Below are 25,856 nucleotides of genomic sequence, written 5' to 3'. Positions count from 1 at the left end.
GATTAAGAAATTCTGTTAAAAGAAAAAAGTCCAAAAACACAAAAAAAATCCAAAATCTTTCTGTGAAAAATAAAAATATTAAAAAATCAGACAGATATAATCCTAAAGGTTTTCCAAACTTTCATGCTAAAATAAATTCAGAAATTAAGAAAGGCGCAGGAAGCGCGAAGCGAAAAGGGAGGAAAAAGTCATGAAATTAAAGAAAGTGTTTGCCCTGGTATTGGCATCATCCATGGTACTTGGAATGACCGCATGCGGAGGTACAGAGGAAAAGAAGACAGCCGATGCAGGAAAGGAAGCTACAGAAGAGAGCGGAAAGAAAGATGAACTTACAATCTGGGCATGGGACGAAGCTTTTAATATTAAAGCAGCTCAGGACGCAAAAGAAATGTATCAGAAGGAAAACCCGGACGTGGAAGTAAACGTGGTTACCATGGCACAGGACGATATTGTAGCCAAACTGAACACAAGTCTTTCCTCAGGTTCTTATGACGGACTTCCAGATATTGTATTGATTGAGGACTATAAGGCACAGGGCTATTTGACCTCTTATCCTGATGAATTTGCAGATTTATCCGATATTGTAAATCAGGACGACTTTGCAAGCTACAAAACAGCGGTAAACCAGGTAGACGGAACAGTCTATGGCGTTCCATTTGACAGTGGTGTGGCAGCAACCTTTTACCGTACAGATTTAATCGAACAGGCAGGATATACACAGGAAGATATGCAGGATCTGACCTGGGATAAATATATTGAAATCGGTAAAGCAGTACAGGAAAAATGTGGTGTTTATATGCTGACTCTGGATCCGAGTGATATCGGTCAGATTCGTATGATGATGCAGAGTGCAGGTACCTGGTACACAGATGAAGACGGAAAAGTTTCTATTGATAACAATCAGGGATTGAAAGATGCCATTGAAGTATATAAGGAACTGGTTGATTCCGGAATTTCCAAACAGGTGTTTGACTGGGATCAGTTTGTAGGCGCATTTAACAGCGGAGAGGTTGCAACCGTACCGACAGGCTGCTGGATTGCTCCTTCTATTCAGAAGGCAGAAGACCAGAGCGGGAAATGGGGAGTTGCTCCATTCCCAAGAATGGATAACAACAAAGACTCTGTAAATGCTTCCTCCATCGGGCGGCGGTGGCTGGTATGTACTGAAAAATGTAGGAAATGAAGATCTTGCCAAAGACTTCTTAAAGGATACCTTTGCAGGAAATGTAGATCTGATGAACACATTGGCAGAAGATATTACACTGGTAAGTACCTTAAATGCAGCTTCTGAAGCAGAAAACTACTCTAAACCAAGTGAATTCTTTGGCGGACAGGAAATCTTCGGTGATTTCGCTGACTGGACAAGCAAGGTTCCGTCTGTAAACTATGGTTTGAACACATATGCGATTGAAGATTTAATGACAGAAGCCGTACAGGCAATTGTAAATGGTGCAGACGTTGACAGCACATTAAAGGATTATCAGGCACAGGCAGAAGCCGCTGTAGCACAGTAAAACAGAGGCAGAAAAGGGAAAAGGGAGCGCTGTACAACAACACAGGCAGCGCTCCTTTTGCATAGAATCCCCAAAGGAGGAACTGGAAAAATGAAGGAAAAAAAGTATACAGAAAAGACTAAATGGCAGAGCCTGGCTGTTTGTGATTCCCAGCCTGATATTGATCGTTGCTTTTGTGTTTTATCCCATGGTGCAGGCATTTCTTACATCATTTCAGACAGGTGTTGCCAATAATCTTAAATTTGGAGGAGTGGCAAACTATCAAAGACTGCTGACGGATTCCACTTTTCAAAAGGCGTTGTTTAATACCGTATTGTTTTTGCTTGTACAGGTTCCGGTTATGATTTTACTGGCTCTGGCCATTTCTTCTATGCTGAATAATAAAAAGCTGAAATGCAGAGGTCTGTTTCGTACAGCAATTTTTCTTCCATGTGTAACGTCACTGGTTGCATACTCCATTATCTTTAAAAGTTTGTTTGCAAACGATGGTTTTGTCAATGGTATTTTGATGAACCTGCATCTGATTTCTCAGCCTATTAACTGGCTTACCAGTACAGGTTTTGCAAGGCTTCTGATTATCATAGCCATTACCTGGAGATGGACCGGATACAATATGATTTTCTATTTGTCAGGCTTGCAGAGTATCGATGATTCTATCTATGAAGCGGCGTCCATTGACGGGGCAACCGGTTTTCAAAAATTCCGTTATATGACACTGCCGCTGTTAAAGCCGATTATTCTTTTTACGACCATTAACTCCACCATTGGTACGTTGCAGCTTTTCGACGAACCCATGAATATTACACAGGGAGGACCTGCCAATACTACGATTACCATTTCACAGTATATTTATAACCTGCTGTTTAAGTATCAGCCGAACTTTGGATATGCAGCGGCTGTATCCTTTGTAATTGTAGTTCTGATTGTAGTATTATCCTTTATTCAGTTGAAAGTAGGTGACAAGGAATGAGTAAGAAGTCAAAAGCCATGAATGGGCTTCAATATATTATTTTGACAATTTTATCTGTGATTTCTGTATTTCCGTTTTTCTGGATGGTAATTGCAGCAACAAATAAATCCGTAGATGTAACAAAAGGAACATTGCTTCCGGGAACCTATTTTCTGGAAAATTTCAATCACTTAATGGAATCTGATTTACAGTATTTTCAGGCGTTTAAAAATTCTCTTGTAATTGCGATAGTGACAACAACGCTGGCAATGGTTGTTTCCTCAGCAGCAGGATATGCCTTCGAGGTGTATAAAAGCAAAGCAAGAGATCGGGTATTTAATATTGTGCTGCTGTCCATGATGGTTCCTTTTGCAGCGCTTATGGTGCCTCTGTTCCGTTTATTCGGAAAGTTTAATGACATTCCTGTGCTGAAGCTTATCGGACTGAACACCTCCGGTTCTGTCGTTATTATTGCAGTGGCAACTGCATTTTTGATTTTCTTTTTCCGTCAGAATACAAAGACCTTTCCAAAGGAATTAATCGAGGCTTCCAGAATTGACGGACTTGGAGAATTTAAAATTTTCACAAGAATTTATATGCCTACCATGAAATCCACTTATGCGGCTGCGATTGTGGTAACTTTTATGACAAGTTGGAACAATTATCTGTGGCCGTTGATTGCCTTGCAGTCAGAGGAAAAAAGAACACTGCCGTTGGTAATTTCTGCAATGGGTTCTTCTTACACACCTGACTACGGTATGATGATGACCGCAGTTGTTCTTGCAACATTGCCTACAGCCATTCTTTTCTTTGTCATGCAGAAACAGTTCGTAGCAGGTATGACCGGCTCTGTAAAAGGCTGACAGTTGCTTGCAAAGGTCTGGTAAATATGAGAAAATAGGAAAACAGACATACAGGAACACGGCAGCAGGAGGGGAAGATACATGACTGAGAATTGCAGAATTATGATTATTGACGATGAATTTATCATGCGTCAGGGAATTCGTTACATGATGAACTGGGAGCAGGAAGGATATGAAGTGGTAGGAGAGGCTTCTAATGGAAAGGAAGCCCTTGACAGGCTGGAAGAACTTAAGCCGGACATTATCCTTTGTGATATTGCCATGCCGGTTATGGACGGATTAGATTTTATCAAGATTGTACGAAAGAAATATCCTGATATACAGATTCTGGTTTTGAGCAGTTATGATCGGTTTGATTATGTAAGGCAGGCGCTTTTAAACGGCGCTGCGGATTATGTACTGAAGCCTACACTGAATCCGGAAATGCTTTTGAACATGGTGTCTAAGGCTGCACAGAAGATTCCGGGACTTCAGTTGAAGAAAAAGGAGTTTTCCAGTCTGGATACCAGACTGGAACAGTATTTTACGGGAAATGATGAGAAAATAAAGCAGTGGGAGTTTCAGGAGGTCTTTACAGGCAGTTGTTTTCGACTGTTTGTGCTTCCTTTGCGCAGACGGGATAAGCGGGGGACAGATTTGTCGCCCGTCTTGTATGAAAAAGCAGAGGAGATGTTAAAGGAACAAGGCTGGGGTACATATCTGAAATTTGTACTGAATCAGGAAACTCTGTGTATTGTTTTTAATTACAGTGTAAAAGATGAAAAACGAATGCTGGAGTGTATGGAAACCATGATGGAGCAGCTCAGTGTGCTTTATGAGCAGTGCTTTGGTATATTGGGACCCAAAAGAACAGATCTTGAGAGTTTAAAAGAGGATTTTGAAAAATCCGGTATTTTAGAAGAGGAAAGCTTTTATCATGAGGGGATTCATCTGTACATACAGCAAGAATGGGACAAGAGAGAGACCTGCGGAAAGTTTGATTTTCGCAGGTTTGTGGAGTATTTGGGAGAGCATAAATATGAAGACGCCATAAAGCTGTTTCACAAATATCTGCTTTCTGCCGGAAGCTGCCGTGTACCGGAGTTTAAACTGAAAAATCAAGCAAAAAATCTTTTATACAATATTCTCAGCAGTACAGAAGAACAAACAGCAGAATTGGAGGAACTGAGAAAGGAATATTTTGAGAAAATAGAAAAGTCAGTATATTATGAGGAATTCCGGGAGGTTCTGGAAGAATTGACGGTACGTCTTAAGGATATTCTTCTGCGCGGCGAGGGACAGGACGTATACCTAAAGGAGATTCTGGAATATATTCAGATACATTATAAAGAAGAAATGGATCTCCAAAGTCTGGCAGAAACCTTCGGATTTAATTATTCTTACCTGTCTGCATATTTTAATTCCCACATGGGAGAGGGGTTCAGCGAATATCTGAACCGGATAAGGATTGAAAAGGCATGCAGCTACCTGGGACGAAAGGAGTATTCCATAGCGCAGGTAAGCGCCATGGTGGGATATTCTGACCACAGTTATTTTTGCAGAGTGTTTAAAAAAAGTTACAGGCAAAACGCCAAGTGTTTACAGACGTGAAAGGTGGAAGCGGATATGAGGAGAAGTCTTCATTTTGACAGCATGGTTGTAAGAATCCTGGTTACGGTTTTGTCCGGTATCTTTATTGCTATTTTGCTGGTTACGGCAATTATTATCAATGTTTCAGAAAAAATTTTTGTAGATACCTACGGTAAGTCCCAGGAGCAGGTGTTTCAGAGAATTGAAAATGAGTTGAACGGCTTTCACGAGGATCTGATGAAAATGACAGATGCTATAAATTCCAGTTGGTATCTGAAAATGTACCTGCAGAATCAGATTGAGAATCCAAGTTTGGAATTTCAGATCGCATATAAGGCAAAAGAGGATATGGATCGGGCGATTCCCTCTGAAAAGAACAATTTCAGTGTTCTGGCATTAAGCAAAGAGGGAAAAAGCTATGTAAGCAAAGCAGAAAGGATTACAATACCTGTTGAGGAGATTCTGGCTTCAAAAGCTGTAAAAGCGGCTATGGAAAAACCGGAAAGTGTTTCCTATGTGTTTTTGGAGCAGGGCTATACTTCTACGACAAAGAAAAGTCCTACCATTATGATGGTAAGAGCCTTAAAGTCCCCTGGTAATAAGGAGGCGTATGGGGTTACCCTGGTAAGTATGAAGGAAGAAGAGCTTTCCCGCTATTATGAATATTTTACCTCTGAAAACGCGGAGTTTTATCTTGTAAATAAACAGGGGATTATTATCTCCTCTTCAGAAAAGGAAAAGCTGAATGCAAAACTGGAGGAAACGGATTCTCCCATGCATACGGTTTTGAAAAAAGAGCTTCCCTATTATCAGCTTGAAGCTTATGGAATTATTAACAATGAAAAAGCATTAGGGGATTTATACGATGTTCCCCAGCTTTGGATTGTGTGTCTGGGAATCATGCTGACCGCTGCAGTGGTGATTGTGATTCTGGTAAAACAGACGACAAGCCCTCTTTCAAAGGTGATTAAGCAGATGTCCAATGCCAAAAAGGTCAGGTTTGACGAGCATATGAAACTGGGCGGCACCTGGGAAGTGAAAGAGTTGGAGATTACTTATAACAGTATGATAGATGACCTGAACCGGTATATCGAAGAGCTTATGGCCATACAAAAGGAAAAGAGAAAGGCAGAGATATCCGCTCTTCAGATGCAGATTAATCCCCACTATATCTACAATACTCTGGCAAGCATTAAGTGGCTGATATTCCAGGGGGAAACAGAAAAATCAGTAAAGACCATAGATGCGTTTATTGCACTGCTCAGAAATACCATCAGTAATACAGATGAATATATTACCGTGGAGCAGGAAATTGAGAATCTGAAAAACTATGTTTTGATTAATAATACCCGGTATGGGGATAAGGTGCAGGTAGAGTATTTCGTTACTTTTGGGTGTGAGGAATATAAGATTCCCAAAATGCTTTTACAGCCTTTTGTAGAAAATGCGTTTTTCCACGCGTTTCCCTGTGAAAGACAGGGGAATATACAGATTCTGGTACGCAAAACCGGCAAAAATCTGCAGATTCAGGTAGCAGATGACGGAGTTGGTATGAAGCAGGACAGGCTGGCAGGTCTTATGGACAAGGATTCTAAAAAAGAGCATTTCAGCGGCATTGGCATTAATAATGTAGATGACAGGCTAAGGCTGATTTATGGGGAAAAATATGGAATCCAGATAGAAAGTGAAGAAAATAGAGGAACCACCATTACGCTGCTGATTCCTCTGGAGGAATAAAAAATCTGTTGAAAGAATGAAAATTTGTATTTTTTTCATCTCTTTCAGCAGATTTTTTTATCGAATTCAGAAAAATTTATAATTTCCAAAGAAAATCCTACTTATTCAGGAAGAGCCAAAATAAGTTCTAATAGTTTCGTAAAATACTCCTAAATATTCTCTGAAAAGCCATGATAAAATCAACATAAATATTAAGTGGAAAAGGGAAAGGAGAGTCTTATGAGAAAAAAGGAACAATTTAAAAGGGCATGTACCGCGATTTTTGCATCGGTTTTTCTTTTGCAGACAGCTATCCCAGTGTGGGCGTCAGAAAAGGCAGAAATTGCTCTGAAAGCAGGAAATTTCAGCAAGGAAACAAATTGTGTGGATATCCAGTGTATGTTGGCAAACGGAAAGGCAATTACCAATGGGAAGCTGAGAATCTTGTATGAAGACGAAAAGGCACAGTTAAAGGAGTCAAAAGCAGGAACCGTATTAGGTGATGCCATGGCAGAAATTAATGATTGTTTGTCCGGAAATAAAGAGGAGGGAGAACTTGTGGAGGTTTTCGCTTCTGCGCAGGATATTCCCACCGGCGGCAGTCTTCTGGATATGCAGTTTCAGCTAAAAGAAGGGATAAAACAAGGGGAAGAAATTAAATTTGAGATTCAGGCTGAAAAGCTTGCGGGCGACAGCGGTGAGGTAGAGTGTGAAGTCCGGGAAGCAGTTTATGTCGTAGGAGAGGGCATGAAGGAGGAAAACGGTTCAAAAGAGGAATCTGAGAATACAGAAAATGATAAAGATACAGGGAAAGATTCCGGAAAAGCAAATAAGAGTCCTTCCGGGAAAAAACCGGGTAAGGTAAAAACCGGGGATGAAAACAGAACAGAGCTGTATGTGGCAGGCTGTTTCGGGGCAGCGGCAGTTCTGGGCGGAACACTGGCAGTGCGGAAAAAAACGAAAAAATAATTTTATCTTATAAAAAGGAGGATACCCATGAAAAAAAGAAAGTGTTTTAAAAAGACTATGGCAGGAATTTCAGCAATTGCCATGGGAACAACAGCGTTGTTTCCAACCGTACCGGTAACAGCAGCAGAGTTTTCCGATGAGGCTTTGGAAGTAGCGGAACCGGAACTTAATTATGATACCGTAGTCGGCAATGATTATGTTTTGTATACCGTAAACTGTGGAACTTCAGATTCATCTGTGATTCCCAATCCGGAAAGCGAGCGTATGGGGCTTTTGCAGTCCAAGGTAGACCAGGAATACGGAGAGGATACAGAAACCGGAATGTATTGGGGCTGCAATCCTGCGACGGAATATTCTCAGGCTGTGGGGCATGCAGATGATGCTACAGATATCGGAAACAGTTTTATTTATATGTCAGACAGTGTACAGTTTGATAAATATAAAAGTTCTCTGGGGTATTCTTTCCAGGTACCGGAAGAACCCATTGAAGGTCTGGAGGCAAATACCTATGAAGTAACCGTGGCGTTTAAGCATTACTGGGACAACCGTACCATGAATATTCTGCTGGAAGACCAGACTGTAGCTACAGATGTGGCAGTGAATTATGGAGCTTGGGTGAGTAAGACCTTTACGGTAGAGGTTACAGACGGAGAGCTAAATGTAGATATTAAGGCGCCCAGAAGAACAGACAGTAAGCAGGATCCACTTTTGAATTACATTAAGGTAAGAGCGGTAGAGGAAGAACAGAAGGAAATTCCTTCCTACAGTTCCTTTACAGGTGTTGCAGGGGAAACCATGTATGACACAAACGGAAATCCGATTCAGGCTCATGGCGGTCAGATTCAGAAACTAACTGTAGGAGGAGAAGCAAAATATTACTGGATTGGAGAGGACAAGACCAATGATTACCGTCCGGTTGGAGGCATTCATGTATATAGTTCTTCTGATTTATACAACTGGGACGATGAGGGAATTGTGCTTCAGACCATGGAAGACCCGGAACAGTTTGAAACAGATCCTTATTTCCAAGAGTTGTATGGAGATTTGTCCCAGGAAGAGAAGGAGGCAATTTTTGTAGACCTGGATAAGAATAATGCGGTTATGGAGCGGCCGAAAATGCTCTATAATGAAAAAAATGATAACTATGTTATCTGGTTCCACGCAGACGGTCGTACACCGGACAGTGATGCAGATTACGGAAAAGCCAAGGCAGGAGTTGCGGTCAGCGACAGTCCTACAGGACCGTTTAAGCTGTTGGGAAGTTCCAAGCTGCATCACGCAGGAGATAATTATGGTTATGACGGAGAGGAAAATAAAGGCTCTGTCAGAGATATGAATGTGTTTAAAGATGATGATGGAACTGCTTATATCATGTATTCCTCCGAAGGCAATGAAACCATGTATGTGGCAAAATTAAATGAAGATTATACAGGGCTTTCAGCTGAACCGGGAGAAGCCGTGGAAGGTGTAGACTTTACAAGAAACTTTGCCAAATCTTCCAGAGAGGCTCCCGCAATGTTCAAGTATAAGGATAAGTATTATATGATTACTTCCGGCTGTACAGGCTGGAGTCCGAATCAGGCAAAATATGCAGTAGCAGACAGTCCTCTGGGACCATGGATCGATATGGGGGACCCTTGTACAGATGAGGGCAGTCAGACAACTTATGATACACAGAGTACCTGTGTTTTTCCGGTCGATGCGGAAAATGGAAAATACATTTACATGGGTGACAGATGGAATGCAGGAGATTTAAGTGAATCCAGGTACGTATGGCTTCCGGTAGAATTTCAGCCGGACAATAAAATTGCCCTCAGAAGATATGAAAACTGGACACTGGAGGACCTGGAAGGCAAAGGAAGCTTTGAGGTTATCACAGAACTTCCAACAGTCGCTTCTTCTGTAGCAGATATTGAGCAGCAGCTTCCTAAGGAAATCACAATTTCTTATGGAACAGGAGAGGAACTTACCCCTGTTTCCTGGAGTGTAGAAGCCTATGACGAGAGTAAAATGGGAACAGTAACAGTAACCGGAAACCTTACGGAAAAAGGAAACAGCTTCCGACATCAGATGTATATTGTCCGTCCTGATACCAAATATTTCTTTGACTGTGGTACAGAGGAATCCCAATATTTTGATACAGTAAAAGAACAGTTAGGCGAGAATCTGCTCAACCATGTTTCAGACCAGAAGTATAGCCAGGGAGAAAAAGCCGGATATACAGGAACTACAGAAACAGAAGCGCCGGATAATTTTGACATAGGATTACACGCTGGCGGCAATGAACTGGAAAACGGCTGGTGGGCAGCAAGCGGCAAAAATATCGAATATACCTTTGCGTTAAATCCGGGTACTTATACAGTGTCAACAGGCTTCCAGGAATGGTGGAATGCCACAAGAGATATGAAGATTACCGTTAAGTGCGGCGAAACAGTCCTGACAGAGAAGGATTTTACTTTGCGGGGAAGTGACAAGGACGTACAGATTAATCAGAACTTTGAAATGACAGAAACGGGAATGGTAACAGTCACTGTAAGTAAGAGAGGAAGCTCTGATCCGGTATTGAGCTGGATTGGAATCACAGGGGAAGAAACAGAGAAGCCATCAGAGGACGAGAACAGGACAAGCTTGGACCTGGCGGTGCAGATGGCAGAAAAGCTGGAAGCAGAGCAAAAAGAAAATCACTGTTATACAGAAGAGTCCTGGGCAGAAGTACAGAAGACGCTGGACAAAGCCAGAGAAGTGCTGAAAAATGAGAAAGCTTCTCAGGAAGAAATAGATAAAGCATTTTTGGATTTGATTACAGCCTGCAACCTTTTGGAAAATGGCGTGCAGAAAGTGGGACTAAAGGCGGCTATAGACGGAGCAAAAGCGATTCTGGACAATGAAGAAGCTTTATCCCAGTATACACAGGAAAGTGTGGAAGCAGTAAAAGCAGCTCTTGCAGAGGCAGAAAAGATATTTGCAGAAGAAAGTGCGAACCAGGAAACAGTAAATGCAGCAGCAGGAAAACTTATGGACGCAGTGACAAGACTTCTGGTGCAGAAAGAAGACAGCAGACTGGATATTTTAATTCAGAAGGCAGAAGAACTGCTTGAAAAGAAAGATCAGTATACAGCCCCCAGCGTAGAAAAACTGGAAGCGGCTTTACAGGAGGCAAAAGATACAGCGGCAAACAGCCAGGCTACAGAAGAAGAACAAAAACAGGCGTATAACAATCTGGCACAGGCCATGGCAGGACTGGTGCGTAAGGCAGAGAAATCAGAATTGAAAAATGCATTGGACAAGGCAAAAGAGATTCTGGAAAATGCGGATAGTTATGTAGAAGATACCATTGCGAATCTGCAGGAAGCCGTTAATGCGGCACAGACGGTTTATGACAAAGAAGATGCCAGCACGTCAGAGGTAGGAGAAGCAGTAAAAAATCTGGTCAACGAGATTTTAAAGGCAAGATTATTAGGCGATGTGGACTTTAACGGTGTTGTGGACAGCGCAGACTCTGCAAGAATATTAAAAGCTGCCGCAGAATATGAGGCACTGACAGAAGAAGAGAAAAAAGCGGCAGATGTAAACCGTGACGGTGCTTCAGACAGCAGCGACGCTTCTGAAATTTTAAAATATGCAGCAGAAAAAATAGGAAAGTTTTAGAAAAATCAGAAGCTGGTAAGAGGAAAAGAAGATGAAAAAAAGAAAAGTGTATAAAAAGATAACTGCAGGTGTGTCTGTACTTGTTATGGGCAGTTCTGCAATGCTTTCAGCCATGGCGGTTCCCGTCATGGCTGAGGGTAACGATGTTTCCTATGGAGAAATTTCTGTAAATCCGGGCATTCATTATCAGACTCTGGAAGGCTGGGGAACATCTCTTTGCTGGTGGGGAAATGTGATTGGTTCCTGGGGAGATGCAGACTGGAACGGAAATGGCAGACCCGACAGAGAGGAGATCGCAGAATTGGCATTTTCACCGGAATATCTGAACCTGAATATTGTGCGCTATAATGTGGGTGGAGGGGACAAGGAGGATACCTCCATAAAGAGGATAGAAGGAATCGTACCGGGTTGGACAGAGGACATGACAGGAACAAAGGACGGCAGTCAGGCATTTGATGCAGAAGCTTTCTATAGCAAAAGTACAGAAGAAATGAGCGATGCAGGACAGCTTTGGATACTGGAAGCTGCCAATCAGTATCGATATGATTATGCACAGGAAACAGGTCAGAAAAATGATATCATTAATAAGGTGTTTTCCAATTCGCCGCCTTATTATATGACAAAGTCCGGTACCTCTACCGGGGGCTACAGCGATGATTTGAATAATCTGAAAGAGGACTGTTACGATGATTTTGCACTGTATATGGCACGGGCTGCGAAATGGATCGACGAAGATTTGAAGAATAAATTTGGTGTTGGAGTATCTTATATCGAGCCATTAAATGAGCCGGACACAAATTACTGGCAGGCAGGAAGTACAAAGCAGGAAGGCTGTATTTTCAATACGGGAGAACTGCAGTCATGGGCTTACCGGGAAATGCAGAATGCCCTTAACGCGGAAGAGTTTGGAGGCAGCCTGGGAGATGTAAAGCTTACCGGAACCGATGAAACCGCTCTTTGGAATGCGATACAATCCTTTGACCGTCTGGACGAAGATGTGAAGGAAAATATGGAAACCATAAGCGCGCATACCTACAGCGGAAATAATGCAGAAAGACGGCAACTTCACAATCTGGCAGAAAGCTATGATAAAGGGCTTTGGATGTCAGAAGTGACAAAAGGAGGCGGAAGTCATTACGAGGGTTGTCATGAATCCATGGAAGCAGCAAATACACGCTCTCAGAGTGAGGGGATTATGGCGGATTTGAAATATATGAAGCCTACGGCATGGATTGCGTGGTTGATTGCAGATAGTGAATATGAGTGTCTGCAGACAAATTCCAACTGGGGACTGCTTCATACAGTCTTTGAAAAAGACGGACAGCCGGTGCCGGATTATCACACCAATCTGGTAGATGAAAACGGAAACAGAAAGGACGGTGTGCCGGGAGAAGGATACTGGGCAGTTACAAAGCAATTCTACACCATGATGCAGTATAGTAAATATTTAAAAGCCGGATATACCATGGTTGATGTGGGCGACGAAAACATGTGTGCTGCAGTTTCGCCTTCCGGTGATGAACTGGTTCTTGTTGCACAGAACTTTGACGGGGAAAGACAGACGACTTTAGATCTTGGTCTGCTTCCGGGAGCAGAAACCGCGGAAGTTTATCGAACCTCAGATACGGAGAGTTGTGAACTGGTAGAAACACAGGACGTCACAGATAAAGTACTGGACGTGACACTTCCTCAGAATTCTGTTTCTACTTATGTTATCCGGGCGAATGACGGAAGCGCTGTATGCGATGTGGAAAATTACAGTGAAATTGTAGAAGCAGATACCGCCACACCGGAGGTGGATTGGGTATCTGATGTGAACAAATTTACTTATGAAGGTTCCTGGGGAGAATCTGCGGAAGACTTCGGAAACGGAAAATATACAACAGAAGAAAACGGGGCAGTAACTTTTACCTTTGAAGGAAATCAGGCAATGATTTACGGCAGTAAAGCGCCGGAGGGAGCAATGGTAGATGTTTCCGTAGACAATGGAGCATGTCAGCAGCTTTCTTTAGAGGCAGAAGAGAAAACAGGAAATACGTTGCTTTATAATACAGGAAATCTGGGAGAAGGCACGCATACGCTAACCATTTCAAAATCAGAAGGACAGGGAGATAAGCTGGTAGAAATCAGCAGCGGAAGAATTGTTACAGGAGAATTAGAAGAGAGAATTGAAAGTGTGGAACCAATTTCAGCGCTCTATACAGTAGACGGTGTACAGCCCAAATTGCCTGACCGTGTTTATACGGTTACCAATATGGGAAATCGCATTGAAAAAGAGGTAGAATGGGATTTGGCAGGGGAAGACTTTACACACAGTACAACTCTGACAGGAAGCATAGAAGGCACTTCGGTAAGGGCATCTGTAAGGGTGCAGGTTGTGCCGGAAACAGTACAGTATTTTATAGACTGCAACAGCCCGGATTCTCCGGTTTATGAGGAAACAGAATCTTACGCAGATTTAAAAAACAAGGCGCCGGATCAGAAATATCAGGAGGGAAGCTGGGGCTACCTCGAAGAGTACGGAGCATATAACGGAGATAAAGAGGATAATTATGATACCGGCTGGTATGCAAAAGCAGGACAGAGTATTGAGTATAAGATTCCTCTGGAAGCAGGAAATTACAGAATTAATATGGGATTTAAAGAATGGTGGAATCAGGACAGACCTATGAAGGTATCTGTGACCATGGGAGAAACCACACAGGAGCTGGGAGCAGCAAACACCTGGAAGGACGGAAATCCATGGAGTGAGGAAACCTATGAGTTTACCTGTGATGCTGACGGGGAAGTGACGTTTACAGTTGCACCGGACAAAGGACCGGATCCGGTACTGTCCTATATAAGAGTGCAGAGGATTTTTGATACGCAGCAACTGAAGGAACAGCTGGCAAAGGTGGCAGATCTTGACAGAAGTCAATATGAAGAGAACGCCCTGGAGGCATTGGACACCCTGACAGATGCAGCAAGAGAGTTTCTCTATAAAGGAAGTACCAGCCAGGAGGATATTGATACAGCCTGCACAGAAATCGAGAAGGTGCTTCAGGAACTGGAAGGCGAAGATAATCCTTCTGATACAGCAGATTGTACCGGACTAAAACTGGCGGTGCAGATGGCAGAAAAGCTGGAACAGGAGCAGAAGGAAAATAATTGCTATACAGAGGAAAGCTGGAAAAGGGTAGAGGAAGCGCTGGACATTGCAAGAGCTTTGTTGGAAAACCAGGAAGCCGCACAGGAAGAAATAGATCAGGCATTTTTAGAACTGCTCACAGCATGTAATCTGCTGGAAGGCGAAGTGCAGCGTATAGGCCTGCAGGCAGCTGTTGAAGGTGCAAAGGCAATCCTTGCGGATACGGAAGCTTTATCACAGTACACAACGGAAAGTGTGGACGCGGTGAAGGCTGCTCTGACAGAAGCTGAAAAGGTGCTGCAAGAGGAGAGCGCAGACCAGGAAACCGTAAATGCGGCAACCAGAAGGCTGATGGACGCAGTCACTGCCCTTATGCTCAAAGGGGAAAACACAAGGCTGGATATCCTTATTCAGAAGGCAGAAGAATTGCTGAAGAATAAAGAGCAGTACACTTCTTCCAGTGTGAAAGAGTTGGAAAACGCCCTGGAGGCTGCAAAGAAAACTGCCCAAGATCAGCAGGCATCAGATGAGGCGATTAATCGGTCTTATCAGCGTCTGGCAGAGGCTATGGCAGGGCTTGTCAGAAAGGCAGAAAAGTCTGAGCTGAAAAATGCTTTGGATAAAGCGGAGGAAATTCTGAAAAATGCAGATTGCTATGTAGAAGACAGTATTGCCGGATTGCAGGAAGCAGTTGATATAGCCAAGGCCGTTTATGACAGAGAAGAATCCAGCACATCGGAAGTAGGGGAAGCAGTAAAAACATTGGTGGAAGAGATTCTAAAGGCGCGCCTTTTAGGTGATGTGGACGCAAATGGAGTTATAGACAGCTCAGATTCCGCAATGGTTCTCAAGGCAGCCGCAGAATATCAGGAGTTTACAGAAGAGGAAGAAAAAGCAGCTGATGTAAATCGTAACGGAACGTCAGACACCAGCGATGCAGCTAAAATTCTTCAATATGCGGCAGAGAAAATAGAAAAGTTCTGAATAACAGAATAACCGAGAAGCTGCTGCGCGAAACAAATGTGATGTTTTCGCGCAGCAGCTTTTTTGAATCCTTTCCGTCTTACTCCATCATAGAAGCCAGCACCTGATTCACCAGCTTGCCGTCCGCAATGCCTTTCACCTTAGGCATCAGCACTTTCATGATTTTTCCTTTTTCTTTTCCGGTTGGAGCTGTGATTTCCAGTTCTGCCAGTACGCCCTGAATCACCTCTTTGATTTCCTCTTCATTTAACATCTTGGGAGCAAATTCTTCATATACAGCGATTCGTTTGGTACATTCTTCTATCATATCGGTTCTGTCTGCAGGTGTCAGTTCCAGAGTTTCTTTTGTTTGCTTAATTTCCTTTAAGACAACCTCGTTTTCTTCTGCTTCTGTTAAATCCTCCCGTTTGTCAATGGCTTTATTTTTCAATGCGGAAAGCAGCATAGACAGGGATTCTTTTCGTTCTTTATCACCTGCTTTCATGGCAGCGACCATAGCTTTTCTGACTTCATCAATTTTGCTCATGTTTTAACATCTCCTTCACATAGTTTCCTATTAGTATAGCACTTTTTGACAGCACGTCAACGAATCCGCAGAAGATTCCAGTGAAAATGCGTGGCAAGAGCGCGGATAACCACGGTAACACCAAGCCCCAGAAGCATGCCGGAGGCTTCGCCTACAGAGCTGCGGCATACAACATAGACAATTCCCCCTGCAATAGAGGCGCTGGCATAGATTTCCCGCACCAGAATATAAGGTGTTTCCCCTGCCATAATGTCACGGAGTACACCGCCGCCTACACCTGTTAAAACCCCGATGAAAATAAAGAAAAAGGGATTGTCCTCTGTTACCAGACGGGAGGCAGTCTGGATTCCCAGCACAGTGAAAATTCCAAGTCCCACGGTATCGCACCAGAGCATAATCTTGTCATAAATTTTATTTTTGATTTTAGAGTGCAGGATATCCGGGGTGGTGTATACAATGGCAAAGAGCAGAGTAGAGGTAAGGATTGCAAACAGGATATAAACCGGTTTTGCAAAGGCTGTGGGAGGAGTAACTCCCAAAATGACATCACGCATGATACCGCCACCCACTGCAGTGGTGGCGCCCAGAATATTCACTCCGAAAATATCCATTTTCTTTTCAACGGCAATCATAGCGCCGGAAGAAGCAAAGGCAATGGTCCCTATAATTTCCAGAATAAAAATAAAAGTATCCATATGTATCTCCCCTGTATCAGTATATCAAAAATAAATATACCACAAATGTGTAAAAAAAACATCGGAAAGTGTAAGAGTTTTTGTTGACTTTCCAGGGGAACTTTGCTACATTGAAGAGGCATAGTTTTGAAAATTAACGCAGCAGGAGGTAAAATTAAATGCATACACATAAAAACGGGAGTTTTACCAACTCTCTGGGATTTGTGCTTGCCTGTGTCGGTTCTGCAGTAGGACTGGGAAACATCTGGATGTTCCCGTACCGTCTGGGAGAATACGGCGGCGCGGCCTTTTTAATACCCTATATTTTCTTTATCTGTCTTTTCGGTTTTGTGGGCCTTTCCGCAGAATTTGCTATCGGAAGGCGGGCAGGAACCGGAACCCTTGGCTCTTATGAGCATTGCTGGTCTTCCATAAACAAAGGCAAGATTGGAAAAATTATGGGCTGGATACCTCTTCTTGGTTCTCTTGGCATTGCCATTGGGTATTCTGTTATTATTGGCTGGGTACTGCGGTTTTTATGCGGTTCTGTGACAAACACGGTTCTGGAGCGAGATTCCGCAGAGTATTTTGGTGAAGTCACTGCCATGATGGGAAACGTTCCCTGGCATGTGATTGTCATTGGTGCAACCGTGGTGATTCTTCTCATTGGCGCGGCGACACAGATTGAGAAGGCAAATAAAATTTTAATGCCGCTGTTTTTCCTGCTTTTTGCAGTTCTGGCAATCCGGGTATTTTTCCTGCCGGGGGCAGCAGAAGGCTATAAGTTTCTGTTTGTTCCTAAATGGGAGGCGCTGGCAAATGTGGATACCTGGGTTATGGCTATGGGACAGGCCTTTTTTTCTTTGTCTATTACAGGCTCCGGAATGATTGTTTATGGCTCTTATTTAAGCAAAAAGGAGAATATTCCCAAAGCGTCCCTGCAGACTGCTTTCTTTGATACCATTGCAGCTATGCTGTCTGCCCTTGCGATTATGCCGGCAGTCTTTGCTTTCGGAATTGAACCTACAGCAGGTCCGTCCCTGATGTTTGTAACCATTCCCAATATTTTCCGCCAGATGCCTATGGGAAGGCTGTTTGCCATTATCTTTTTCCTGTCTGTCTGCTTTGCGGGCATTACCTCTCTCATTAATATGTTCGAGGCGGTTATTGAAAGCTGGCAGCACAAGTTCCAGATGAAGAGAAACCGTGCAGTTCTTCTATGTGGAGCGCTGACTCTTGTTGTGGGACTGTTTCTGGAAGAAGAAGCAAGAGTGGGACACTGGATGGACTTTATCACCATTATTGTCGTTCCATTTGGCGCAGTTTTAGGTGCGGTTTCTATTTACTACATTCTGGGCTTTGACAGAATTAAAGAGGAACTGGAAACAGGAAGAGAAAAGAAACTTCCTGTATTGTTTAAGCCTGTGGCAAAATATCTGTATGTGCCTCTGGCTGTAATCGTGTTTATTTTAGGTCTGATTTATAAGGGAATTGGCTGATATGGCTTTTCGGACTGTACGAATACAGAAAAATACGATATAATAACAGGGCTGCTGCATGAAAAATTGCTGCAGCCCGTTTTTGAATTTACAAATGATATAGAAGAAAGAGGTGTACAATGGATAGTCTGGTACCTGTTTTAGAGAAAATACAGACCATTGTGTGGGGACCGCCTACATTGCTGCTGCTTTTGGCCACAGGGCTGTATTTTACTGTGCGATTGAAAGGACTTCAGATTAGTAAGCTGGGTCTGGCTATGAAATACATTTTTCAGAAGGAGGAAGGGGAAGGCGATGTTTCCGCCTTTGGCTCTTTGTGTACTGCGCTGGCGGCGACCATTGGTACAGGAAGTATTGTAGGCGTGGCAACCGCTCTTCGCGCAGGAGGTCCGGGAGCGCTCTTCTGGATGTGGGTGTCCGCTTTTTTAGGCATGGCAACCAAATATGCAGAGGGGGTTCTGGCAGTGAAATACCGTTCCGTAGATGAGAACGGACAAATCTGCGGCGGCCCCATGTATTACATACAGAACGGCATGGGAGAGAAATGGAAATGGCTGGCAAAGCTTTTTGCGTTCTTTGGAATTATGACTGCTATGCTGGGCTGCGGAACCTTTCCTCAGGTCAATGCCATTACAGAATCCACCAGTGAAGCCTTTGGCATTCCGGTGTGGATTATCGGAATCGTAGTGGCAGTGGCAGTGGCGTGCGTGGTACTTGGCGGGATTAAGTCTATATCCAGTACAGCGGAATTGATTGTGCCGTTTATGGCAATGTTTTATATCCTGGGTTCTCTGTTGATTTTGATTCTGAATGCAGAGGCGATTCCGGGAGCATTGAAGCTGATTGTGACTTCTGCCTTTACCCCTCATGCAGTGGCAGGCGGCGCGGCAGGAACCGTATTTATTTCCGTAATGACTGCCATGCGTACAGGAATTGCCAGAGGCGTGTATACCAATGAGGCGGGGCTTGGAAGTTCCCCTATTGTCGTGGCAGCGGCAAAGACAAAATCCTGTGTCCGTCAGGGTCTGGTTTCCATGACCAGCGTTTTTTTCACAACCATTGTGATTTGTACTATGACGGGAATTGTGGTGATTACCTCCGGATATCTGGATACTACAAATCTGGACGGCGGAAAGCTGTCAAATGCTGCCTATAATGCCGGATTGCCGGGAAATCTGGGCATGTATATGGTATCCGTCGGACTGATTTTCTTTGCATTTACCACAATTATCAGCTGGTGCTATTATGGAGAGAGGTGTCTTGTTTACCTGTGCAAGGGTGTCAAGTGGGTGGTTTTATACAAGGTGCTTTATATTGCCTGCGTAGCGGCAGCGCCCTATCTGGAACTGCAGCCCATCTGGCTTCTGGCGGATATTACCAATGCCTGCATGGCGTTTCCAAATCTGATAGGACTTTTGGGATTAAGTCCTGTTGTCATAAAAGAAACAAAAGACTACTTTGCCGGGCTGAAAAATAAGAGGTAAGAAAAATGATGATAAAATACAAGTGGAAGCATTTGCTGACAGTTCTGCTGCTTCTGAGTCTGTGTTTTACGGGGTGTAATACGCAAGAGGCAGACCGCACAGAAGCGCCTTCATCACAACAGCAGAATGTGGTGGAAACATCAAATCCGCAGAAGACGGGTTCTCTGACCGTGCAGTATCTGGACGTGGGACAGGGAAATGCCATCTTGGCAGAATCAGAGGGACATTATATGCTCATAGACGGTGGCGCAAGAGAAAGCTCTTCTTTTGTAGTCAGCTATCTGAAAGAGCAGAAAGTGGAAAAGCTGGACTATCTTCTGATTTCCCATTTTGACGAAGACCATCTGGCAGGGGCTATTGGTGCATTGCATAATTTTCCTGTAGATACCCTGCTTACACCGGATTACGAAACAGATTCTGCAATTTACCGTTCTTATGAAAAAGCAGTAAATGAAAAGTCTTATGAAGCAGTACACCCAAAGGTGGGAGAGAAGTACACTTTGGGAAGCGCAGAATTTCGTATTATTTCTCCGGTATCCTATGGACATGAGGACGAAAATCAGGATTCTGTGGGAATGATTTTGGAAAACGGAGAAAATCGCTTTTTCATTGGCGGCGATATAGGCCTGGAGAGTGAGAAAGAGATTTTGGCGGCAGGCACGGATATTCAGGCTGATGTGATGCTGATGAATCATCATGGATCTCATGTGAGCCGGGAGTTTTTCGAGCAGGTCGCTCCGTCTTACTGTGTGATAAGCTGCGGCGCAGACAACAGCTACGGTCACCCCAGAAAAGATACCATGTCTTTGATAAAAGAAAAGAAGACACCGGTTTTCCGAACAGACAAGCAGGGAACTGTGATTCTGCACAGCGATGGCAGTCAAATTTCCTCTGAGCAACAGCCCTGTCAGGACTACACCCCCGGACAGCGGGGAAATTCCGGCGGACAGGACGATAAAAATGAAAGTCTGGAACTGTTTAACAACAGTGATGCAGAGCATTGTGACTATGTTCTTAATGTACATACAAAGAAAATCCACAAGCCGGACTGTGGCTCTGTCAGACAGATGGGGGAGAAGAATCGGGCTTATTACAAAGGTGATTTACAAATGTTAAAAGACAATGGTTACACAGGCTGCGGAAGCTGTAATCCGTAAAGGGCGTTAGATAGAATCGTATAGAAAAGGAGGGACTGTCGCAGCAGCCTCTCCTTTTCTGATTAAGAGCATTTTATTCTTCCCAGAATAAGTCGTTTAGAGTACAGTCCAGTTCTTTACAGATAGAAATGCATAATTTCAGTGAAGGGTTAAAGTCCCCGGCTTCTATCATACCAATGGTCTGTCTGGTAACGCCTACCCGTTCTGCCAGTTGTATCTGGGAAAGATTTTTTTCCATTCTGGCAATTTTCATTTTCATATTTTTTATAGTCTTTTTTTCTGTACGCTCTTTTTTTCTCAAAATCCCATACCTTCTAAAAGTTCTTTTGCCTTTTCCATTTCTTCCTCTGCAACATAAATCCGAATTCCGGTTTTGGAAAAACCGCCATAAAGATTCAGAACTCCCATGCTGCTTTCGTCCTGCTGGACAGAGGCAATCCGGTTTTGCGTTAAGGCGTCACAGATAACAGCAGCCTCCAGATTATCTTTTGCAGTATAGAGGGGAATCAGTTCTTCTTTTTTCATCATAGAAAACCCTTCTTTCTATTTCGTTTAATCAGAATACTTTCTTTCCTGTTTTTGTTCCTGTTTTTTGGCACCAAGGCTTAAAAGTGTGGTAACAAGAAAGCCCAGGAGGAAAATGCCTGTAAAGAAAAGGCAGACATATTTCCCACAGGTGCGTTGGCACCGGCTTTTTGACTTATGGAAAGCCCATAGAAACACTGAAATACCGAACAAACCAAACTTACTATGAGATTGTTCTGCCAGGAACCAGCGGATTTTGCGGGATTCCACAGCCCATTTTTGATGCAGCTTCCCAGATACACAAATCCTCCAATTAGAAGCGCCACGGTTTCCCCCAGTATATTTTTCAAAGGAGTGGAAAAGAAGCCAAGCTGTATGAGGATTGCGGCGGTCAGAGCCAGAAAAATCACCACATAAAAGCCGTTAGAAACCAATGTTGTTCCAGAGTTTGTTTTTGCCGTTCATCAAAGGATTGTTTCATAAGAATCCTCCTTTCCATGTATGAAGATGCATTTGAAAGGTTACTTTTTCTACTTTCAGAATACGCCCGGGTAAAAGAAATGTCAACTATATTTTGCAAAATAAAAATATATTTAACATTAAGGGGAAAGCTTAAGGAGAGTATAAAACATACTTCCAGAAAAAATATTAGAAATCGAAAAAATGTGCAATTTTAATTCCTCTGTTTTGAATTTATAATAAAGACAAATCAAGGAGGAGAAAGCCATGAAGAAAAAAATCGTGAGTATTGCATTATGTGCAGCAATGGCTGCCGGATTATTAGCAGGCTGTGGAAAGTCTTCTGACAGCAGCACAGAAAAAACAGAGGACGGAAAGACAAAAATCAGAATGACCTACTGGAACAGCGAAGACACAGTAAAGACCACTTTTAGAATACCTGGAAAAAGAAGTGCCGGAGGTAACAGTAGAATTTCAGTTTATTGACAATTCCAACTATGACACAGTGGTAGATACGCAGTTATCCGCAGAAGAAGGCCCGGATATTATCTGCGAATCTCCTGCTTCTGCATTAAAACATGCTAAATTGGGCTATCTGGAACCTTTAGATGATCTTGGCGCAAAATATTCAGAAGCAGGTACTAATGTATACAGCTATGATGGAAGTACTTATGCACTGCCGGGAATCAGCTGGTTTGAAGGGATTTATTTTAACAAACAGTTGTTTGAAGAAAATGACATTACACTTCCGACTACGTTTGATGAATACCTTGCTGCCTGCAAAACATTCAAGGAAGCAGGTATTAAGCCTCTGGCAGCAGGATTAAAGTCTTGGGAGCCAATGCTTAAGAACTCCATGGCATTTGTCACTGCAGAATATCTTTCTACAGACAAAGGAAAGGATTTTGGGGAGGAGTACAGAGATGGAAAAACAACTCTGGAAGGAAACTGGAATCCGTATCTGGAAAAATGGTCTGAAATGATTACAGAAGGTATTTATACAGAAGATATGGTAGGAATTGATCATGACCAGGCGCTGGAGGAGTTTGCAACAGGAAAAGCGGCAATGTTCTGTTCAGGACCATGGGATTTGGAAACAATAAAAGAAAAAAATCCTGAGCTTCAGATTGATATGATGCCATTTTACGGAACAGAAGCCAGCGATGGTTGGCTTATCGGCGGACCGGGCTGTGGTTTTGCTGTAAACAAATCTTCCGAGAAGAAAGATGCTGCCATGAAAGTTCTGGAGGCTATTTCTACCGTGGAAGGACAGAAGGCTTTCTGGCAGGATAATCAGGGCGGTTCTTCTTATTTAGAAGGAGCAGAGTTTGATTTGCCTGAAGCATATGCCAGTGCATCAAAAGCTCTTGGGGCAGGAAATGTATATTGCCCATGGAACGAATGGGGAGATGCGGCAAGCGCCCATGAAACATACGGAACAGAAATGCAGTCTTATCTCCTGGGTGAGCAGAGCCTGGAAGCAACCTTAAAGAATGTAGATTCTGCTGCAAAAGAGTTATTAGAAAAATAAAAAGACTTGGAAGAGGTGCCTCTCGCGTCCGAAAGTGGCGCAGAGGCATTTTTGCAATCAGGAGGATAAAAATGACAGGAAAGAAGAAATTAAAAGCAGGTGAACTGGGGAAATATTTTATTATTTTCATTATACCGGCATTGGTGATTTATCTGGTATTTAGTATTACCCCTTTTCTCTATACCATGTATTACAGTTTTACGGACTATACAGATATGAATCCAATTCATCTGAGCTTTGTGGGATTAAAAAATTATCTGAAGGTTTTTCAGACTCCGGTTATGCTCACAGCAATTAAGAATTCTGTGATTTATGCAATTTTGCTTACCGGATTCCAGACTATTTTAGGGCTCCCTCTGGCAGTTGTGCTGAACCGGAAATTAAAAACCAGAAATCTGTTAAGAGCAGTCTTTTTCTTTCCGGCAGTATTCAGTTCTCTGATTATCGGATATTTATGGAATTTTATTATGTCTTCATCTGATTTTGGATTAATTAATAATATCCTTCATCAGTTGGGATTTGGAACAGTAAACTTTTTCACCTCTAAGACAGCGCTGTATTCTGTAATCCTTACACAAATCTGGCAGTGGACAGGCTGGGCTATGGTTATCTTCCTGGCAAACCTGCAGGGAATCGCTCCGGAACTGTACGAAGCAGCAGAAATTGACGGGGCAAACGGCATTCAGAAATTCTTTTATGTGACTTTGCCCTTGATGTGTCCATCTGTAAAGATTGTAGTGGTAACAGGACTGATTGGAGGAATGAAGGTCTTTGATATTATTTATTCCATGACTTCAGGAGGACCGGGAGATGCGACCCAGACCGTTATGACCGTTATGATGAAAAAGGGAATTTCGGAAGGATTTTACAGTACAGGTGCAGCGTTTGGTGTGTGCTTCTTTGTAATTGTACTGCTTATCAGTGCAGTAGTGACAAAACTTATGGGAAAATGGAGTGAGGCGATACAATGAGAAAAGAAAAACGAAATCTTGTTCTTACCGAAATTTTTATGATTGTGATTGCAATCATCTGGTTTATACCGATTTATTATCTGATTGTGACGACCCTGAAGGGTTCTCAGGAAGCAACGGCAAATCCATTGGGGCTTCCGAAGGTTCTGAGATTGGACAACTATGTAAATGCATGGATTAATATGGAGTTTCCCAGAGCCTTTGGAAATACACTTTTTATTACTGCAACAGCAGTTTTGTTCATTGTCATTTTTGGCTCCATGGCAGGTTATGCGCTGGCAAGAACAAAATCAAAAATGGGAACCAGAATTTTTCTTCTGTTTCTGGCAGGACTGATAGTTCCATTTCAGATGAACATTGTCAGCTTATACAAGATTGTAAAAGGATTCGGATTAATGAATACCTTATGGGCGGTCATTCTGGTAGATGTAGCCATTAATACGCCTCAGGCAGTCTTTTTGTTTAAAGAATTTGTGGAATCTACGGTTCCAAAGGAACTGGAAGAAGCAGCTTCTATTGACGGCTGTTCTATTTTACGGCGGTTTTTCCTCATTGTTCTTCCGCTTCTAAAACCGGTTATTTCCACCGTGGTAATTATTGTAACCTTAAATGTATGGAATGAGTTTATGACACCGCTGCTGTTTTTACAGAGCAGAGAGAATGATGTGATTTTACAGGAAGTAACCAGAAATATCGGACAGTTTGCAACAGACTGGACTGCTCTCTTCCCAATGCTGATGCTGGGTGTGGCGCCGTTGATGATTTTCTATGTGTTCATGCAGAAATATATTATTGCAGGTGTAGCCGCAGGAGCAGTGAAAGGTTGATGTCAATGAAATTAGAGATAAATGAAAAGATTAAAAGTATTATGATTGTGGTACCTCATCAGGACGATGAAATCCTGATGACGGCAGGTGTCATACGGGAGGCTGTGAAGGCGGATGTTGCATGCACCGTCCTTATGGCAACAAATGGAGATTATGGCTGTAAGGACTTTTCAAAAGGGTACGCCAGACTGAGAGAGAGCATAGAAGGTTTGCAGGTATTGGGACTTCCGGAAACAGCATTTGAAATTATGGGGTATGCAGACACGGGAATGCCGCGGGAGGACAGTTTTCTTGTACATTTGTACGAGGAAAAGGAGGAGGAAAAAATATATTCTTCCTTTTGTGGACAGGAAACCTACAGTCTTGCGGATAAAGCAGAACTTCATAGGAAGAGATGTGGAAAAGGCGGACTTTATCACAGGAAGAATTTTAAAGAAGACTTAACTTATTTTATCAGAGAAAAGAAACCGGAACTTATTTTTACAACCTCCAAGTATGACACCCATGGAGATCATGAAGCATTGTATGATTTTGTCTGTGAAGTATTGGACGAGTTAAAAGAGAAGGAGGGATATATGCCGGAACTTTACTGCGGTTTGATTCATTCCTGTGCAGGAGATGAAAATTGGCCTCTCAGAGATACAGATACGTTTACCTGTCCCGAGGCTTTGGAGATACAGAGGGTGTTTCCTGGAACGGACGTTATATTTTGGAAATACCGGAGGAAATGAGAAGGGAAAGAGGAAGCAAAAACTTAAAATATCAGGCTCTTTTAAAGCATGAAACTGCGTTGGAGCCAGATGCCCGGGAATTTTTAATGTCCTTTATTAAAAATGAAGAAATTTTCTGGAGAATGCGGTAACA

The 25,856-nt window shown here is 42.9% G+C and carries 23 protein-coding genes; 18 read left to right on the top strand and 5 right to left on the bottom strand.

Translation table 11 applies throughout. From position 1 onward, the window contains the following. The first annotated feature begins 190 nt into the window (after positions 1 to 190). The 9 genes from DQQ01_RS14385 (at position 191) to DQQ01_RS14350 (ending at position 15,339) form a co-directional block, all read left to right on the top strand. Positions 191 to 1,183: an ABC transporter substrate-binding protein gene (locus tag DQQ01_RS14385; RefSeq protein ID WP_330407536.1), complete on the top strand. Its 993-nt coding sequence runs from the start codon at positions 191 to 193 to the stop codon at positions 1,181 to 1,183. Then, positions 1,128 to 1,514, top strand: coding sequence for a hypothetical protein (locus tag DQQ01_RS17840; protein WP_330407535.1), 387 nt, complete (start codon positions 1,128 to 1,130; stop codon positions 1,512 to 1,514). Before DQQ01_RS14385 ends, DQQ01_RS17840 begins: the two co-directional genes overlap by 56 nt. Before the next feature lie 160 nt (positions 1,515 to 1,674). Then, a complete protein-coding gene (locus DQQ01_RS14380) occupies positions 1,675 to 2,484 on the top strand; it encodes a carbohydrate ABC transporter permease (protein ID WP_408607864.1) in 810 nt (269 codons plus the stop codon). Further along, on the top strand, positions 2,481 to 3,326 hold the full coding sequence (locus tag DQQ01_RS14375; RefSeq protein WP_111920552.1) for a carbohydrate ABC transporter permease: 846 nt from the start codon (positions 2,481 to 2,483) through the stop codon (positions 3,324 to 3,326). Before DQQ01_RS14380 ends, DQQ01_RS14375 begins: the two co-directional genes overlap by 4 nt. Before the next feature lie 81 nt (positions 3,327 to 3,407). After that, a complete protein-coding gene (locus DQQ01_RS14370; RefSeq protein ID WP_111920551.1) occupies positions 3,408 to 4,916 on the top strand; it encodes a response regulator transcription factor in 1,509 nt (502 codons plus the stop codon). Between the two features lie 15 nt (positions 4,917 to 4,931). Next, entirely contained in the window at positions 4,932 to 6,632 is a 1,701-nt protein-coding gene (locus tag DQQ01_RS14365) for a cache domain-containing sensor histidine kinase (protein ID WP_111920550.1), read from the top strand. Between the two features lie 219 nt (positions 6,633 to 6,851). Next, the gene (locus tag DQQ01_RS14360; protein ID WP_111920549.1) at positions 6,852 to 7,580 is read left to right on the top strand and encodes a hypothetical protein; all 729 of its coding nucleotides are present in this window, start codon (positions 6,852 to 6,854) and stop codon (positions 7,578 to 7,580) included. A gap of 27 nt (positions 7,581 to 7,607) precedes the next feature. Then, positions 7,608 to 11,228, top strand: a complete 3,621-nt coding sequence (locus tag DQQ01_RS14355) for a family 43 glycosylhydrolase (protein ID WP_111920548.1) — start codon at positions 7,608 to 7,610, stop codon at positions 11,226 to 11,228. 31 nt (positions 11,229 to 11,259) lie between these two features. Continuing rightward, on the top strand, positions 11,260 to 15,339 hold the full coding sequence (locus DQQ01_RS14350) for a glycoside hydrolase (RefSeq protein WP_111920547.1): 4,080 nt from the start codon (positions 11,260 to 11,262) through the stop codon (positions 15,337 to 15,339). 79 nt (positions 15,340 to 15,418) lie between these two features. On the opposite strand, the gene DQQ01_RS14345 is transcribed toward DQQ01_RS14350, so the two are convergent. Together DQQ01_RS14345 and DQQ01_RS14340 are read right to left on the bottom strand one after the other, a co-directional pair. Beyond that, positions 15,419 to 15,865, bottom strand: coding sequence for a GatB/YqeY domain-containing protein (locus tag DQQ01_RS14345; RefSeq protein ID WP_111920546.1), 447 nt, complete (start codon positions 15,863 to 15,865; stop codon positions 15,419 to 15,421). Positions 15,866 to 15,921: 56 nt separating this feature from the next. Continuing rightward, entirely contained in the window at positions 15,922 to 16,560 is a 639-nt protein-coding gene (locus tag DQQ01_RS14340; protein ID WP_111920545.1) for a trimeric intracellular cation channel family protein, read from the bottom strand. A 158-nt stretch (positions 16,561 to 16,718) separates the two neighbouring features. On the opposite strand from DQQ01_RS14340, the gene DQQ01_RS14335 reads away from it, so the two are divergent. The 3 genes from DQQ01_RS14335 (at position 16,719) to DQQ01_RS14325 (ending at position 20,679) form a co-directional block, all read left to right on the top strand. Then, a complete protein-coding gene (locus tag DQQ01_RS14335; protein ID WP_111920544.1) occupies positions 16,719 to 18,038 on the top strand; it encodes a sodium-dependent transporter in 1,320 nt (439 codons plus the stop codon). A gap of 119 nt (positions 18,039 to 18,157) precedes the next feature. Continuing rightward, positions 18,158 to 19,522, top strand: coding sequence for an alanine/glycine:cation symporter family protein (locus DQQ01_RS14330; protein WP_111920543.1), 1,365 nt, complete (start codon positions 18,158 to 18,160; stop codon positions 19,520 to 19,522). 5 nt (positions 19,523 to 19,527) lie between these two features. Next, entirely contained in the window at positions 19,528 to 20,679 is a 1,152-nt protein-coding gene (locus DQQ01_RS14325) for a ComEC/Rec2 family competence protein (protein WP_242980427.1), read from the top strand. 73 nt (positions 20,680 to 20,752) lie between these two features. Here DQQ01_RS14325 and DQQ01_RS14320 read toward each other — a convergent pair whose 3' ends face one another. From DQQ01_RS14320 to DQQ01_RS14310, 3 genes are all read right to left on the bottom strand, one after another. Continuing rightward, positions 20,753 to 20,947: a helix-turn-helix transcriptional regulator gene (locus DQQ01_RS14320; RefSeq protein WP_111920967.1), complete on the bottom strand. Its 195-nt coding sequence runs from the start codon at positions 20,945 to 20,947 to the stop codon at positions 20,753 to 20,755. Between the two features lie 29 nt (positions 20,948 to 20,976). Further along, positions 20,977 to 21,207: a putative signal transducing protein gene (locus DQQ01_RS14315; RefSeq protein WP_111920542.1), complete on the bottom strand. Its 231-nt coding sequence runs from the start codon at positions 21,205 to 21,207 to the stop codon at positions 20,977 to 20,979. Between the two features lie 77 nt (positions 21,208 to 21,284). Further along, on the bottom strand, positions 21,285 to 21,638 hold the full coding sequence (locus tag DQQ01_RS14310; RefSeq protein ID WP_111920541.1) for a DUF6773 family protein: 354 nt from the start codon (positions 21,636 to 21,638) through the stop codon (positions 21,285 to 21,287). 292 nt (positions 21,639 to 21,930) lie between these two features. Here DQQ01_RS14310 and DQQ01_RS16780 point away from each other — a divergent pair, with 292 nt between their 5' ends. The 6 genes from DQQ01_RS16780 (at position 21,931) to DQQ01_RS16980 (ending at position 25,854) form a co-directional block, all read left to right on the top strand. Then, entirely contained in the window at positions 21,931 to 22,149 is a 219-nt protein-coding gene (locus tag DQQ01_RS16780) for a hypothetical protein (protein ID WP_242980425.1), read from the top strand. Further along, the gene (locus tag DQQ01_RS14305; protein ID WP_242980423.1) at positions 22,115 to 23,194 is read left to right on the top strand and encodes an ABC transporter substrate-binding protein; all 1,080 of its coding nucleotides are present in this window, start codon (positions 22,115 to 22,117) and stop codon (positions 23,192 to 23,194) included. The genes DQQ01_RS16780 and DQQ01_RS14305 overlap by 35 nt, the downstream gene beginning before the upstream one ends. A gap of 71 nt (positions 23,195 to 23,265) precedes the next feature. Next, the gene (locus DQQ01_RS14300; RefSeq protein WP_242980421.1) at positions 23,266 to 24,165 is read left to right on the top strand and encodes a carbohydrate ABC transporter permease; all 900 of its coding nucleotides are present in this window, start codon (positions 23,266 to 23,268) and stop codon (positions 24,163 to 24,165) included. Beyond that, positions 24,162 to 24,992, top strand: coding sequence for a carbohydrate ABC transporter permease (locus tag DQQ01_RS14295; RefSeq protein ID WP_111920539.1), 831 nt, complete (start codon positions 24,162 to 24,164; stop codon positions 24,990 to 24,992). The genes DQQ01_RS14300 and DQQ01_RS14295 overlap by 4 nt, the downstream gene beginning before the upstream one ends. Then, positions 24,992 to 25,723, top strand: coding sequence for a PIG-L deacetylase family protein (locus DQQ01_RS14290; RefSeq protein WP_242980420.1), 732 nt, complete (start codon positions 24,992 to 24,994; stop codon positions 25,721 to 25,723). The genes DQQ01_RS14295 and DQQ01_RS14290 overlap by 1 nt, the downstream gene beginning before the upstream one ends. Next, complete coding sequence (locus DQQ01_RS16980) at positions 25,720 to 25,854, top strand: hypothetical protein (protein WP_278278155.1); 135 nt, start codon at positions 25,720 to 25,722, stop codon at positions 25,852 to 25,854. Before DQQ01_RS14290 ends, DQQ01_RS16980 begins: the two co-directional genes overlap by 4 nt. Positions 25,855 to 25,856 lie beyond the last annotated feature (2 nt).

It is taken from the genome of Blautia argi (assembly GCF_003287895.1).
GTDB classification, from domain to species: domain Bacteria; phylum Bacillota; class Clostridia; order Lachnospirales; family Lachnospiraceae; genus Blautia; species Blautia argi.
This window is presented reverse-complemented; position numbering and strand designations above follow the sequence as displayed.